We start from the raw sequence: 14354 nt of genomic DNA, 5'->3' as shown, positions 1-14354 counted from the left end.
GCCCGGGTGGTGACCTCGGCGCTCACCGTGGCAGTCCTCGCACGGCCGCCGCCCGGCGTGACCCGGCGCTGACGGGCGTGCCCCGGAACTCCTCCACCGTGACGCTGCCCGGACCGCTGATCCCTTCCCGCCGCAGGACCGTCACCACCGTCTGGGCCAGGATGCGCAGGTCCAGTGCCAGGTTCCGGTTGTCCACATACCAGACGTCGAACCTGAATCTCTCGTCCCAACTCATCGCGTTGCGACCGTTGACCTGCTGCCAACCCGTGACTCCCGGCCGCACGTCGTGGCGGCGGAACTGCTCCGGCGTGTAGCGGTCGAGGTAGGCCGGCAGGAGGGGACGCGGGCCCACCAGGCTCATGTCTCCCCGGAGCACGTTCCACAGGCTCGGCAGTTCGTCGAGGCTCGTCGACCGCAGCCATCGGCCGAACCCGGTGAGTCGGGCCGCGTCTCCGGCCGGGCCGGCGTCCCCGCCGGCGACCCGCATCGACCGGAACTTGACCAGCTCGAAGGGGGTGCCGCCGCGACCTGGCCGGACCTGGCGGAACAGGACGGGTCGCCCCATCGTCGCCAGCACCGCGAGTGCCACGAGCGCGGACACGGGTGCCGACACGACGAGCGCGATCCCGGCGAGGCACACGTCCAACAGTCGCTTCAGAGCATCCCGCCGTGGGGCGTCGGGGTTGGTCACCGCGCCTCCAGGAAGGACTCGACGGCGGCGAACAACCGGTCGGCCTGCGCCTCGGACAGGGCCGAGCCGCTGGGCAGGGTGATTCCCGAGGCGAAGAGTCCGTCGGCCGCGCCGGTGACCACGGCGCGGCAGGACGCGTACGCCGGCTGCCGGTGCAGCGGCTTCCACAGCGGCCGGGTCTCGATGTTCTGCGCGGCGAGGTGGACGCCGAGTGCGGTGGCCGTCCAGCCGGCCGCCTCCTCGTCGACCACCAGCGAGGTCAGCCAGCAGTTCGACTCGGCGTCCTGCTCACCCAGAACGCGGGTGCCGGGAACGGCTGCGAAGAGTTTGGCGTAGGACTCCCGCAGGGCCCGGCGTCGCTCGATCATCCGGTCCAGCCGGCGGAGCTGGGCCCGACCGAGCGCGGCCAGGAGGTTGCTCAGCCGGTAGTTGTAGCCGACGTCCCGGTGCTCGTAGTGGACGACGGGCTCACGTGCCTGGGTGGACAGGTGGCGGCACCGGTCGACCAGCGCGCCGTCGTCCGAGACGACCATGCCGCCGGAGGACGTGGTCAGCACCTTGTTGCCGTTGAAGGAGAACGTGCCGAGCAGGCCGAACGTTCCGGCCGGCCGGCCTCGATAGGTCGACCCGAGCGCCTGCGCGGCGTCCTCGACCAGCGGCACTCCGGCGGACCGGCAGATCGGGAGGAGGTCGGCGTACTCGGCGCACGAGCCGTTGATGTCCACGGCGATGACGGCGGCCACGCGGCGGCCGTCGGAGCGCAGGTCGTCGATGACGGCGGCGAGCAGTGACGGGTCGATGTTCCCGGTGGCGGGGTCGCAGTCGACGAAGACCGGAGCGGCGCCGACGTAGACAGTGGCGTTGGCGGTGGCGGCGAACGTGAAGGTGGGGACGACCACAGCGTCTCCCGGTCGCACGCCCGCCGCGATCAGGGCGAGGTGCAGCGCGGCGGTGCCGGAACTGACGGCGAGGGCGTGACCGGTGTTCAACCGTTCGGTCATCTCCCGTTCGAACGCGTCGAGGTCGGGCCCGGTCGGGGCGACCCAACCCGAGCGCAGGGCGCGCGTCAGGTACTGCTCTTCGAGGGGGCCGGTGTGCGGCGGCGATAGATAGATCCGGTCGGTCATCGTGCCCTCTCCAGATGCTGGTGACGTCCTACTTTTGGGGTCTTTCGCGCCGGCCGCCGGCCGGCCGCCTCCTGCACGAGATCGGCCACGACGGCCGCCGCCGCACGCTCGTCGAACTCGCGGTGGGCGCGGTCGCGTGCCCGGGCCCCCCGCTCGCTGAGGCGCCGGGTCGTGAACTCCCGATGAGCAGCCGTCAGGGCCTCGGCGAGCGCGCCGGCGTCCCCGCGCGGAACGATCCATCCGGTCGACGCGTCCACTGCCTCGGGAAGTCCCCCCGCGTCGCTGACGATGCTGGGCAGGCCCATGGCCGACGCCTCACGCACCACACCGTTGCTTCCCTCGGTCAGCGAGGGTGTCACGTTGAGGTTCGCCGCGGTGTAGTACGGGCGCAGATCCGGCACGCGGTCCAGCCAGGTGACACTCGCGTCCTCGGCCACCCGGAACCGGTCCATGAGGCGCTGCCGGTAGTCGGCGCCGGCACGGTCGAAGCCGGCGCCGACGATGAGCAGGCGCGCGTCGGGGTGCTGCGACCTGAAGCGCGCCCAGGCACTGAGTAGCGTGTCGTGGCCCTTGATGCCACGGCCCCGGTACGCGAGCCGTTTGGGCGGATACACGTAGCCGACCATGAGCACCACGAAGGCGTCCTCCGGTAGCCCCAGCTCCGCCCGAGCCTTGGCGGGGGCGTTGACCTCGCCCGTCGGCTTGAAGTGACCGATGTCGATGCCATACTGCGCAACCGGACGCCGCGACGGCGGGCAGCCCAGCTCGCCGTACAGCTGCGAGACGTGTTGCGTGCAGCAGATGACCAGGTCATCCAGGGTCCACAGCAGTCGTTCGACCGGTCGGATGGCCGGCGACTCCAGGAACAGCGGCCCGGGGACCATGTGCACCCGGGTCGGGGTCGTCCCGAGTGCGGCCAGCCGGACGGCGAGTGCCGAGGCGTACAGGTGATAGTGCAGGACGTCGGGCCGCAGCTGGCGAAGCAGGCGCCGCAGCCGCCAGAGACCGATCGCCGTGGCCGGTCCGGGGCGGAAGCGGAAGTCGAAGGGTGACTCGACCACGGCGACGTCCCGGTCTCGCAGCTCGCTTGTCAGTCGGCCCGGGCCGGGCGGGAGAACGACGGTGACGTGGTGCCCCCGACGGCGGAACTCCTCGACCTGAGGAACGATCCACAGCCCGCCCTGATTGGTCTTCAGCAGCACACAGACACGAAGGGCCACGCTCTCCTGCTCTCCTTCGACGGACGACTCGCGAAAGGCGAATGAAGTACGTTCATTTCCTATTCGGCACATATTGACGCTACTGACCGCAGTGCGGCTTTGTGGGGCATTCCTCTCTTTGGCTAACGCAATCCGTGCGCCCACGTGACGGACGGACGTGAGTCGATCGCGGGTAGGGTGCTGCCGTCCGTTCCCACCCGGCAGAGAACCGCGAGGCAACCTGTGCTGCACCTGAGGGTGATCGCGCCGACAGACCAGTCGTCAGCCGTCGTCGATCTGCTGACGGCCGACCCGGGAGTGACCCACCTGGTGGTGCTGTCCGGCGCCGCCCGCCAGCCCGCTGGCGACTACATCACCTGCGACGTGGTCCGCGAGAGCGCCGACGCCGTGTTGCGCCGGCTCCAGGACCTGGGCATCGAGGCGAACGGTGCGATCGCCGCGGACGACGTGGAGCTGACCGTGTCCGCGGCGGCGGATCGGGCCGCCGCCGACGCCCCGGGGTACGGCGAGGACGCCGTGGTCTGGGACGAGATCGCCGCGAAGACCGGCGAGCAGACGGTGCTCACCGGCACGTTCCTCGCCCTGATCGTGGTCGCCACCATGATCGCCGGCATCGGCGTGCTCCTGGACCAGCCCATCCTGATCGTCGGCGCGATGGTGGTCGGCCCCGAGTTCGGGCCGCTCGCCGCGCTCAGCGTGGCGCTGCTGCGGCGGCAGCCACCGGTCGTCGGCCGGTCGATGCAGGCCCTGACGGTCGGCTTCCTCGCCGCCATGGTGGCCACCGTGCTGAGCACCTGGGGGCTCACCGCGGCCGGTCTGGTCGGCCGGGACATGCTGCTGGCCGAGCGACCGCTCACCGACTTCATCTGGCGCCCGGACGCGCTCTCCTGGGTGGTCGGGCTGCTCGCCGGCATCGCCGGCATGCTCTCGCTGACCTCGAAGAAGTCCGGCTCGCTGGTCGGTGTGCTGATCTCGGTGACCACCGTGCCGGCGGCCGCGAACGTGGCCGTCGCGGCCGCGTACGGGGTGTGGCACGAGGCGGCCGGCTCGGCCCTGCAACTGGTGATCAACCTGGCCGCCATCGTGCTCGCCGGCTTGCTCACGCTCGTCGTTCAGCGGTGCTGGTGGCAGCAGGTGGCGCGGCGGGCCGGCCGCGCGGTGCCGCGCCAGCGGGACGACACCGGCCCGGCGCCGGTCAGCGCCAGTCGTCGCCCGCCTCGAGACGCCGGCTGAGCAGCGTCGCCAGCGGCACCGACTCGCCGTCCCGCCCGCCCCGCCCGACGACCAGCGGCGGTGCGCTGGGTGGTGGATCCGCCCCGAATAGCCGGGACCGCAGGCTCGGCGGCACCGTGAGCAGGTAGAACCGCCCCTCGGTGTCCACCGCCCGGCTACGCGCCCGGTCCACGTACCAGCCGGTGAGCCGGGTCCGGTAGCGCCCGCGCCCGTCGTGGCCGATCGCGGTCAGCCGGTCGGCGCGCAGTCCGCTCCGTGCCGCCTCGGCGGCGAACCGGGCCACCAGATCCGCGGCCTCCGCCTGCTCCGCGGCGCGTTCGCGGGCGTCGGCCGCGGCGTGCGCGCGCACCGCGCGGCGCTGCCGCTCCCGCCACTCCGAGCCGTCGTCCGCACCCACGACGCCGAGGGTACGCCCGCACTGCCGGCCGTCCGGACCCGGCGCGGGCCACCCGAGCCGTCGGTGGCCGGCCCCGTCAGTGCGGGCCGGCATGGCGGGGCGCCTCCGTCTCGGCGTCGTCGGACGAAGTGGCCGCTCCGGCGCCACGGCGCGGCTGATGCCGCGGGCCGCCGACGGTGGCGTCGAGGTCGCCGGGCCGCTGTCGCGGAGGATCGATGCGCCCCTCCGGAAGCGCCGCCCGCAGCAGCACCTCCTCGAACCGCTGGAACAGCATCTCGCGGTCGAACTCGGAGATCGCCAACGCGCGTGCCGCCGCCCCGGCGGAAGCCCGACGGATCGGGTCGGACACGAACGACGCGACGAGTGCCGCCGCACCCGCCGGGTCGCCGGCCGGCAGCACCAGGCCGGCGCCGCTGTGACGCAGCATGTCGGCGAGCCAGCCCTCGTGGTTGATCGCGACCGGCCGCCCGGCGGCCAGCGCGTCGAACACCTTGTTCGCCGAGTTGGCGTGGAGTGCAGGCTCGTCGCGGACGGTCGAGACCGCGAGGTCGCAGGCCCCGAAGTACGACACGATGTCGTTCTTCGGCATCGGGTCCAGCATGAACAGGTTGCCGTCGAGTACGCCGCATGCGGCTGCCTCCGTACGGAGGCGCGGCACCTCGGCGCCCTGCCCGATGATCGCGATCCTGATGTCCGGGTGAGTGTGGCGCAGGGTGCGGGCCATCTGGATCAGGTAGCCGACGTCGTTGACGAAGCCGACGGTTCCGGCGTAGAGGATCAGCGGCTGATCGCCCAGCCACGGCGTCCGGTCACGGAGCAGTTTTCCGGCGGCGGCGGCGTCGGCGAAGAGTTCGATGTCGCATCCGTTCGGTATGACGGTCACCCGCGCGTCCGGCCGCCGAGCCCGCACCCCCTCCGCCATGCCGACCGACAGCGCGATCACTTCCGTCGACTTCCGGTAGGCCCACGCCTCCAGTGCCAGTGCCGAGCGCCGGGACAGCGGTGAACGCAGCGCGCCGAGGGCGATCGGCACCTCCGGCCACAGGTCCCGCACCTCGAGCACCATCGGCACGTGTCGGCGCCACGCGGCGAAGACGGCCGGGACGGCGATGGTCAGCGGCGTGCTGGTGGCGATGAGGTGGGCGCTCATCTTTGCGAATCGCGTGTCTCGCTGGGCGCGATGATGGTGCTGGGTCTGCTGTTCGTTCTACAGGGCGATGCGGTGCGATCCAATCGGCTCTTCCGCGCGGTGCTCGTCGTGGCGGTCGGGGTCGCCCTCTTCGCCTGGATGCCCGGATCCGCCGACAATCGGATGGCGGCCGCCGGTGTGGTATTCCAGCCTGAACCTGCGAACCGGCGGCATCTGGGTGTCCTTCTTCGAACTCGCCGGGCATCGTCGGCCGCCGGCCGCCGGCCGCCGGCCGCCCGCCGCCCGCCGCCCGCCGCCCGCCCGCCTGATCTCCTCGGTCGGCCGAACGCCCGGCGCGCGGGCGCGCCCTCGGCCACCACCCCGCCCGGGACGGGGCGGGCCCCGTCGGCACCGCCGCCAACGGTGTTCTTCCCGTCCGGGGCACCGTCCCGGAGCGTGGCTGCCGTGGTGCCCACCGACACTTTCTCCGCGAGAGGGCAGTGACCGACCGGACGGGATCAGGTCAGCCCTGCGCGACGAAGCGCGTCCGCCATCGCGCTGTTCTCGGGCTGTGGTCCTGGGCGGCGCCCCGGCCGGGGCTGCCCGCCGGACCCGCCACGGCTGCTTTGGTCGCCGCGCCCGCCACGACCGCCCGTTTCCTCGCGTCCGCCCATACCGCTCCGGCTGCTGTCCGCCCCAGCCCTGCTGTCGCGATGTCCGCCCCGACCCGGACGGCTGCGGCCTGCGTCGTTGCGGCCCGCTTCGGCCTCGCCGTCCAGCCGGAGCGTCAACGAGATCCGCTTGCGTGGCACGTCCACGTCGAGCACCCGGACCTTGACCACGTCGCCGGACTTCACCACGTCGCGCGGGTCCTTCACGAAGGTGTGCGACATCGCCGAGACGTGCACCAGCCCGTCCTGGTGCACGCCGACGTCGACGAACGCGCCGAACGCGGCCACGTTGGTGACCACGCCCTCCAGCACCATCCCCGGCGTCAGGTCACCGATCTTCTCGACGCCCTCGACGAACGTCGCGGTGCGGAACTCCGGCCGCGGGTCACGGCCCGGCTTCTCCAGCTCGGCCAGGATGTCGGTGACGGTGGGCAGGCCGAACCTGTCGTCGACGAAGTCGGTGGCCCGCAGGCCGCGCAGGATCGCCGACCGGCCGATCACCGCGCGCAGGTCCTGCCCGGTGGTGGCGAGGATGCGGCGCACTACCGGGTACGCCTCGGGGTGCACGCTGGACGAGTCGAGCGGGTCGTCGCCGCCGGGGATGCGCAGGAAGCCGGCGCACTGCTCGAACGCCTTCGGCCCGAGCCGGGCGACCTTCTTCAACTCGCCCCGGCTGCGGAACGGCCCGTTGGCGTCGCGGTGCAGCACGATGTTCTCGGCCAGGCCGGCGCCGATGCCGGAGACCCGGGTGAGCAGCGGCGCGGAGGCGGTGTTGACGTCCACGCCGACCGCGTTCACGCAGTCCTCGACCACGGCGTCGAGGGAGCGGGACAGCTTCACCTCGGACAGGTCGTGCTGGTACTGCCCGACGCCGATGGACCGCGGGTCGATCTTCACCAGCTCGGCGAGCGGGTCCTGGAGGCGGCGGGCGATGGAGACCGCCCCGCGCAGCGACACGTCGAGGCCGGGCAGCTCCTGCGAGGCGTACGCGGACGCGGAGTAGACCGACGCGCCGGCCTCGGAGACCACCACCTTGGTCAGCTTCAGCTCGGGGTGCTGCTTCATCAGGTCACCGGCCAGCTTGTCGGTCTCCCGGCTGGCGGTGCCGTTGCCGATCGCGACCAGCTCGACGCCGTGCGCCGCGGCCAGCGTGGCGAGGGTGTGCAGCGACGCGTCCCACTGCCGGCGGGGCTCGTGCGGATAGATGGTGTCGGTGGCGACCACCTTGCCGGTGGCGTCGACCACCGCCACCTTGACGCCGGTGCGCAGGCCGGGGTCGAGACCCATGGTGGGCCGCGCGCCGGCGGGCGCGGCGAGCAGCAGGTCGCGCAGGTTCGTGGCGAAGACCCGCACCGCCTCCTCCTCGGCCGCCTGCCAGAGCCGCATCCGCAGGTCCGCGCCGAGGTGGATGAGGATCCGGGTACGCCAGGCCCAGCGCACCGTGTCGGCCAGCCACCGGTCGGCGGGCCGCCCCCGGTCGGCGATGCCGAACCGGCCGGCCACGGCGGCCTCGTAGCGGCTGGGCCCGGTGGCCGCGTCGGCGTCACCCTCGGCCTCCGGGTCCATGGTCAGCTCCAGCACACCCTCCTTCTCGCCCCGGAGCATGGCGAGGATCCGGTGCGAGGGGAGCTTCGGGTACGGCTCGGCGAAGTCGAAGTAGTCGGCGAACTTGGCGCCGGCGGCCTCCTGGCCGTCGCGTACCCGGGAGACCAGCCGGCCCCGCGACCACATCTGCTCGCGCAGCGTGCCGATCAGGTCGGCGTCCTCGGCGAAGCGCTCGATCAGGACGGCCCGCGCGCCGTCGAGCGCGGCGGCGGCGTCGGCCACGCCCTTCTCCGCGTCGACGAAGCCGGCGGCGGTGGCGCGCGGGTCTTGCGCGGGGTCGGCGAGCAGCGTGTCGGCGAGCGGCTCCAGGCCGGCCTCGCGGGCGATCTGCGCGCGGGTCCGCCGCTTGGGCTTGTAGGGCAGGTAGATGTCCTCCAGGCGGGACTTCGAGTCGGCGGCGAGGATCTGTGCCTCCAGCGCCTCGTCGAGCTTGCCCTGGCCCCGGATCGACTCCAGCACCGCGGCGCGCCGCTCGTCCAGCTCCCGCAGGTAGCGCAGCCGTTCCTCGAGCGTGCGCAGCTGCGCGTCGTCGAGGGTGCCGGTGGCCTCCTTGCGGTAGCGGGCGATGAACGGCACGGTCGCGCCGCCGTCGAGCAGCTCCACGGCCGCGCGGACCTGACGCTCGGCGACGCCGAGCTCCTCGGCGATCCGCTGGTGCACAGACTGGGTCACGATCTGCTCCGCCTCTTCGGGTGGGTTCCGTCGTGCATTCTGCCCGTTCGCGTCGGGGGCGTCACACGGGCTGCGACGGCGACCGGATCGATATTCCGAAAACGGACTTCAACTCCTAGAAACACCTCTAACCTCCAATCAGGTGATTTTCTACGTGTCTGGAGCCCGGGTGAGCGCTGAGAAGGTAGTCGTCATCGGTCAGGGGTACGTCGGTCTCCCGCTGGCCATGCGGGCCGTCGAAGCAGGCTTCGAAGTGGTGGGCCTGGACGTCGACACCGACCGGATCAAGCGGCTCGCCTCCGGCGAGTCGTTCGTGGAGGACATTCCGGCCCACCGGCTCGGTCGGGCACTCGGCAGCGGCCGTTACCTGCCGAGCACCGAGTACGCCGACGCCGAGGGGTTCGACGTCTGCGTCATCACGGTGCCGACCCCGCTGCGCGACGGCACCCCGGACCTCAGCTTCGTGGAGCAGGCCGGGCGGGGCATCGGCCCGCACGTGCGGCCCGGCTGCACGGTGGTGCTCGAATCGACCACCTACCCGGGCACCACCGAGGAACTGCTGCGTCCGCTGCTCGAGTCGTCGAGTGGTCTGCAGGCGCCGGGCGACTTCCACCTCGGCTACAGCCCGGAGCGCATCGACCCGGGCAATCCGACCTGGCGGCTGGAGAACACCCCCAAGGTAGTCTCCGGCGTCGACGAGCCCTCGCTGGAGCGGGTGGACGGGTTCTACCGCCGGATCGTGGACCGGACCGTGCCGGTCTCCTCCACCCGGGTTGCCGAGCTGACCAAGCTGATCGAGAACACGTTCCGTCAGGTGAACCTGGGCCTGATCAACGAACTCACCATGCTCTCCCACCACCTGGGCATCGACGTCTGGCAGGCGATCGACGCCGCCGAGACGAAGCCGTTCGGGTTCATGCCGTTCCGGCCCGGCCCCGGTGTCGGCGGGCACTGTCTCCCGATCGACCCCTGTTACCTGTCCTGGCAGGTCAAGCGCCGGCTGGGCCGCCAGTTCCGATTCATCGAGCTGGCGAACGACGTCAACCACGAGATGCCCGAGCACGTCGCGCAACGGGTCATGGCCGGGCTGAACCGTGCCGGTCGTGCGGTCAACGGCGCCCGGTTGCTGATGCTCGGCCTCGCGTACAAGAAGAACACCGGCGACATGCGGGACTCGCCGGCGGTGGACGTCGCCCGGCGGCTGCGCGACCTCGGCGCGGACGTCCGGGCCGCCGAGCCGTACGCCGAGCCGCACCACATCCCGGGCGGCGTGCTGGTCGTGCCGCTCACCGAGCAGGAGGTCGACGCCGCCGACGCGGTCATCGTCACGACCGACCACGACGTCTTCGACTACGAGATGGTCGCCCGCCGGGCCTGCTACGTGTTCGACGCCCGGAACCGGTGCTCCGGACCTGTGGTGGAGCGGCTCTAGGAGCACCCCTGCTCCGACGGCCGCGGCCTGCGCTAGCGTGGCGATCATGGAGGTACCAGCGGATCCGCGGGCGCGGCGGCTCTTCGGGGGCAGCGCCCGGGCGCTCGGCGACCTGGCCGCCGGCCCGTTCCGGGCCGACCGGGACCGGATCGTCTCGTCGCCGTTCTTCGCCCGGCTGAACGGCGTCACCCAGGTGATCAGCCCGGGTGGCTCGGGGCTGCTGGTGCACAACCGGCTCACCCACAGCCTGAAGGTGGCCCAGGTGGCCCGCGCGATCGCCGAGCGGCTGACCGCCGACCCGGCCCACCGGGACCTGCTGGAGAAGCTGGGCGGCTGCGACCCGGACGTGGTGGAGGCCGCCGCGCTCGCCCACGACCTCGGGCATCCGCCCTTCGGGCACCTGGGGGAGCGGGTTCTCGACCGGCTGGCCCGGCAGCGGCTCGGGCTGCCGGACGGCTTCGAGGGCAACGCGCAGTCGTACCGGATCGTCACCAGCACCGAGATCCGCGGCGCGGCGACCACCGGCCTCGACCTGACCGCCGCGGTCCGGGCGGCCATGCTGAAGTACCCGTGGACCCGGCTGGACCACCCCGACCCGCACCCGCGGCATCTCGACCCGGCGCCGCGGGGCGCGGCGGCGCCGCCGGACGACCCGGAGAGCGGGTCGGTGAAGTTCGGCGCCTACCGGACCGAGGTGGACGACCTGCGGCAGGCCCGGGAGCCGTTCGCCGGGCGCATCCCGGACTGGCAGCAGACGCCGGAGGCGTCCGTGATGGACACCGCCGACGACATCGCGTACGCCATCCACGACGTGGAGGACTTCTATCGCGTCGGGGTGCTCCAGCAGGGCGCGGTGGCGGCCGAGCTGATGGCCTGGCAGCGCGAGAGCGGCCACCTGCGGTCGATCACCGCCTCGGCGCTGGACACGGCGGGTCGGCGCCCCGGTGCGGCGATCGAGCGGCTGCGCCGCCAACTGCACCGCAAGGACGGCTGGATCGCCGACGACGAGGCGTTCGCCGCGGCGGTCGAGCACGTCCGCGAGGAATTGGTGGAGGGGTTGCTGGCGCTGCCCTTCGACGGCTCGATCGAGGCGGAGCAGTACGTCGCCCGGTTCTCCGCCCGCTGGTCCACCCGCTTCGTGGACGCCATCACAGTGACCCCGGAGCCGGACGTGCGCTCCGGGTACGTGCTGCTCGGCAAGGCGCAGTGGCACGAGGTGCAGGTGCTCAAGTTCGTCCACCACCGGTTCGTGCTGGCCCGCCCCGACCTGGCCCTGCACCAGCGCGGCCAGGCCCGGCTGCTGGACACGCTGGTCGAGGCGCTCTGGGAGTGGCTGCTGGACCCGGAGGAGGAGTCCCGGCTGCCCCGGCGGCTGCACGACCTGGTCGAGCTGGCCGAGGCGGAGCTGCACCCGCGTACCCCGGACCGGATCGGCCGGGCCCGTGGACGGGCGATCGTCGACTTCGTCGCGCAGCTCACCGACGGCCAGGCGGTGGCGATGCTGGACGCCCTTTCCGGCCGGTCCGGCGCCCTGTGGACGGACGCCTTCGTGCTCTGAGGTCCGCTCAGCGGGCGGGTACGCCCTTGACTACGAGGTCAGGCGGCACGTCGCGCACCACACAGGCGCCGGCACCGACCGTCGCGCCGGCCCCCACCCGGCGGCCCGGCAGCACCACGGCACCCGCGCCGATCAGCGCGGCGGTGTCGAGGCGGCAGTCGCCCGACACGGCCGCGAGTGGGTGCAGAGAGACGTAGTCGCCGACCACGCAGTCGTGCGCGAGGGTGGCGTTCTGGTTGACGTGCAGGTGCCGGCCGGCGGTGACGTTGGTGGTGATCCGGCCGCCGGCGAACACCACGAGGCCCTCGGCCGACACCAGGTCCGGACCGACCGTCGCGTCCGGGTGGACCAGGCTCGCCACCGGCTTGCCGTACGTCTCGACTCGCGCGCCGACGATCCGCCGTACCCGTGGGTCGCCGAGGCCGAGGACGACGTGGGTCTCGGGCGGCAGGTGCCCGAGCGCCGCGACCGTCCCGAGGTATCCGACGCCGGTCGACTCCGCGCGCTTGCGGTTCCGCTCCGACGGGTTGTCGTCGACGAAGCCGACCAGCCGCCAGGGGGGCCGGGTGGAGGCGTCGTTGACCGCCGCGACGACCTGGGCGATCTCCCGGCCGTGGCCACCGCAGCCGACGATGACGAGGTTGAGCCTCACCGGATCCCGCGCCCTGCGGTCGCCGGCTCGGGCCGCTCCGGGGCGGTGCCGCGGAACTCGTGCGCGGTGGCGGCGCCCGGCGCGCTGATGCCTTGGCGGCGTAGAACGGCCACCGCGGTCCGCACCAGGATGCGGGCATCGAGGCGGAGGCTCCAGGTGTCCACGTAGCGGAGGTCGTGGGCGAACCGCTCCGCCCAGTCGAGTTCGTTGCGGCCGTTGACCTGCGCGAGTCCGGTGAGGCCCGGACGGACGTCGTGCCGGCGAAACTGCTCGGGGGTGTAGCGGTTGCGGTAGCTGGTCGGGAACGGGCGCGGTCCCACCAGGCTCATGTCGCCCCGCAAGATGTTCCAGAGGCTGGGCAGCTCGTCCAGGCTGGTGGCCCGCAACCACCGCCCCAGCGGGGTCAGCCGCGCCTGGTCGTCACCGGGCGAGAAGGCGTCGCCGTCGCCCGTCATGGAGCGGAACTTCAGGATGGTGAACTCCTGGCCGTACCGGCCGATCCGCCGCTGTCGGAAGAGCACCGGACGACCCAGGCCGATCAGCACCGCGACCGCGACCGCGGCCAGGACCGGCGCCGTCACCAGCAGGGCCGTCAGTGCGACGACGACGTCGACGCCGCGTTTGACGGCCGCGTTGCCGTCCGTTCGTGAGCGGGGTGTCGAGAGATGCTCCACGCCTGGGGAGAGGCGAACCTGCATGTTGTCCTCCGGCCGCTGACTCGTCAGCGAACAGAGTACGCAAATATGCGTAGAAGGATGCCTTGTCCGGTTTTTTCGGTGCGGTTCAGGCGATCGCCTGCCACCAGCCGTCCACCGCCGGCGGCTCGTCGACCACCACCCGCTCCCCGGGCCGGGGCACGGCCAGCCGGACGTCGCGGGCCTTGGCCTCGGTCCAGAGCCGGTCCACCGGCTCGGACCAGTCGTGCAGGGCCAGGTTGAAGGTGCCCCAGTGCACCGGCACCAGCAGCTCACCGCGGACGTCGAGGTGGGCGGCGACCGCCTCCTCCGGGAACATGTGGATGTTCGGCCAGGCCCGGTCGTACGCGCCGATCTGCATGAGCGTGACGTCGAACGGGCCGTGCTCGGCGCCGATGCCGGCGTAGCCGTCGAAGTAGCCGGAGTCGCCGGTGTAGAAGACCTTGCGCGTCGCGCCGGCCACCACCCAGGAACTCCAGAGCGTGCCGTCGCGGCGCAGCCCGCGCCCGGAGAAGTGCTGCGCGGCGGTGGCGGTGAGGGTCAACCCGCCGACCCGGTGGCTCTCCGACCAGTCCAGCTCCACGATGCGGTCCGCCGGGACCCCCCACCGTTCGAGGTGGGCGCCGACGCCGAGCGGCACCACGAACGGGGCGGACTGGTGCGTGCGGAGCCCCTGGATCGTCGCCATGTCCAGGTGGTCGTAGTGGTCGTGTGAGATGAGGACGGCGTCCAGCCGGGGCAGTTCGTCCAGGCGGACCGGCGGCTCGTGGATGCGGCGCGGGCCGACCAGCGCCGACGGCGAGCACCTGTCGCTCCACACCGGGTCGAGCAGCACCCGGTGCCCCTCGATCTCCACCAGCGTGGAGGCGTGGCCGTACCAGATCACGTTCAGCTCGCGGGCCGGGTCGGCCGGCGCGGCGTCGGCCGGGCACAGCAGCGGCACCGCGCTGCCCGGTCGCCGCTTCTGCTTGCCGAAGATCAGCTCCCGGACCAGGTTGCGGCCCGGGTCGGCGACCATCGTCGCGTTCCTGCCGGTCGGGTTGTGGAACGTGCCGTCACGGAACCGTGGCGACCGGGCGGCCCGTTCCGCCCGCGCGCCGGTGAGCCGCCCGCCGAGCTGCGCCGGCACGTCCCGCGCCGCCCACGCCAGCCCGGCCACGGCGGCCAGCCCGGCGATCCGCCACCCCCGCCCGCCGCCCGCCCGTTCGACGTCCCGCTCCACCGGTTCCCGCATCGCTTCCGCCCTCCGCCGTGTCCCGCGCTCTACACGGT

General features: G+C 72.7%; 12 protein-coding genes. 3 read left to right on the top strand and 9 right to left on the bottom strand.

The genetic code is table 11. The annotated features are described in order from the left end of the window. Positions 1-22 precede the first annotated feature (22 nt). Genes GA0070213_RS28980 through GA0070213_RS28970 form a run of 3 tightly spaced genes read right to left on the bottom strand, consistent with a single transcriptional unit; the run spans position 23 to position 3038 of the window. Positions 23-691 carry a sugar transferase gene (locus GA0070213_RS28980; RefSeq protein ID WP_281182338.1) on the bottom strand — a complete coding sequence of 223 codons (669 nt, stop codon included), beginning with the start codon at positions 689-691 and terminating at the stop codon, positions 23-25. Continuing rightward, the gene (locus tag GA0070213_RS28975) at positions 688-1818 is read right to left on the bottom strand and encodes a DegT/DnrJ/EryC1/StrS family aminotransferase (protein WP_091071630.1); all 1131 of its coding nucleotides are present in this window, start codon (positions 1816-1818) and stop codon (positions 688-690) included. Before GA0070213_RS28975 ends, GA0070213_RS28980 begins: the two co-directional genes overlap by 4 nt. Further along, positions 1815-3038 (bottom strand): glycosyltransferase, encoded by a 1224-nt coding sequence (locus tag GA0070213_RS28970; protein WP_245716603.1) that lies wholly within the window; start codon positions 3036-3038, stop codon positions 1815-1817. The genes GA0070213_RS28975 and GA0070213_RS28970 overlap by 4 nt, the downstream gene beginning before the upstream one ends. Before the next feature lie 237 nt (positions 3039-3275). Between GA0070213_RS28970 and GA0070213_RS28965 the strand changes: the two genes are divergently transcribed. Further along, complete coding sequence (locus tag GA0070213_RS28965) at positions 3276-4271, top strand: DUF389 domain-containing protein (protein ID WP_245716602.1); 996 nt, start codon at positions 3276-3278, stop codon at positions 4269-4271. On the opposite strand, the gene GA0070213_RS28960 is transcribed toward GA0070213_RS28965, so the two are convergent. From GA0070213_RS28960 to GA0070213_RS28950, 3 genes are all read right to left on the bottom strand, one after another. Next, positions 4234-4668 carry a hypothetical protein gene (locus GA0070213_RS28960; protein ID WP_091071743.1) on the bottom strand — a complete coding sequence of 145 codons (435 nt, stop codon included), beginning with the start codon at positions 4666-4668 and terminating at the stop codon, positions 4234-4236. The genes GA0070213_RS28965 and GA0070213_RS28960 overlap by 38 nt on opposite strands. 76 nt (positions 4669-4744) lie before the next feature. Next, on the bottom strand, positions 4745-5818 hold the full coding sequence (locus tag GA0070213_RS28955) for a glycosyltransferase family 4 protein (protein WP_091071619.1): 1074 nt from the start codon (positions 5816-5818) through the stop codon (positions 4745-4747). Positions 5819-6315: 497 nt separating this feature from the next. Next, positions 6316-8745: a Tex family protein gene (locus tag GA0070213_RS28950; RefSeq protein WP_175441546.1), complete on the bottom strand. Its 2430-nt coding sequence runs from the start codon at positions 8743-8745 to the stop codon at positions 6316-6318. A 154-nt stretch (positions 8746-8899) separates the two neighbouring features. Here GA0070213_RS28950 and GA0070213_RS28945 point away from each other — a divergent pair, with 154 nt between their 5' ends. Continuing rightward, positions 8900-10177, top strand: coding sequence for a nucleotide sugar dehydrogenase (locus tag GA0070213_RS28945; RefSeq protein ID WP_425412874.1), 1278 nt, complete (start codon positions 8900-8902; stop codon positions 10175-10177). A gap of 46 nt (positions 10178-10223) precedes the next feature. Continuing rightward, positions 10224-11735 (top strand): deoxyguanosinetriphosphate triphosphohydrolase family protein, encoded by a 1512-nt coding sequence (locus GA0070213_RS28940; RefSeq protein ID WP_091071740.1) that lies wholly within the window; start codon positions 10224-10226, stop codon positions 11733-11735. Between the two features lie 7 nt (positions 11736-11742). Here GA0070213_RS28940 and GA0070213_RS28935 read toward each other — a convergent pair whose 3' ends face one another. The 3 genes from GA0070213_RS28935 to GA0070213_RS28925 all read right to left on the bottom strand — a co-directional run bounded on the left by GA0070213_RS28935 (position 11743) and on the right by GA0070213_RS28925 (position 14316). Further along, positions 11743-12387: a NeuD/PglB/VioB family sugar acetyltransferase gene (locus GA0070213_RS28935; protein WP_091071611.1), complete on the bottom strand. Its 645-nt coding sequence runs from the start codon at positions 12385-12387 to the stop codon at positions 11743-11745. After that, a complete protein-coding gene (locus GA0070213_RS28930) occupies positions 12384-13061 on the bottom strand; it encodes a sugar transferase (RefSeq protein WP_245716601.1) in 678 nt (225 codons plus the stop codon). The genes GA0070213_RS28935 and GA0070213_RS28930 overlap by 4 nt, the downstream gene beginning before the upstream one ends. Before the next feature lie 109 nt (positions 13062-13170). After that, positions 13171-14316 carry an MBL fold metallo-hydrolase gene (locus GA0070213_RS28925; protein ID WP_091071606.1) on the bottom strand — a complete coding sequence of 382 codons (1146 nt, stop codon included), beginning with the start codon at positions 14314-14316 and terminating at the stop codon, positions 13171-13173. Between the last annotated feature and the right edge of the window lie 38 nt (positions 14317-14354).

Source organism: Micromonospora humi (assembly GCF_900090105.1).
In the GTDB taxonomy this organism is placed as follows: domain Bacteria; phylum Actinomycetota; class Actinomycetes; order Mycobacteriales; family Micromonosporaceae; genus Micromonospora; species Micromonospora humi.
This window is presented reverse-complemented; position numbering and strand designations above follow the sequence as displayed.

What these genes read in the sequence shown, in the direction of transcription:
- GA0070213_RS28975 (WP_091071630.1), bottom strand. Translation starts at nt 1,818, where the DNA reads ATGACCGACCGGATCTATCTATCGCCGCCGCACACCGGCCCCCTCGAA.
- GA0070213_RS28955 (WP_091071619.1), bottom strand. Translation starts at nt 5,818, where the DNA reads ATGAGCGCCCACCTCATCGCCACCAGCACGCCGCTGACCATCGCCGTC.
- GA0070213_RS28940 (WP_091071740.1), top strand. Translation starts at nt 10,224, where the DNA reads ATGGAGGTACCAGCGGATCCGCGGGCGCGGCGGCTCTTCGGGGGCAGC.
- GA0070213_RS28925 (WP_091071606.1), bottom strand. Translation starts at nt 14,316, where the DNA reads ATGCGGGAACCGGTGGAGCGGGACGTCGAACGGGCGGGCGGCGGGCGG.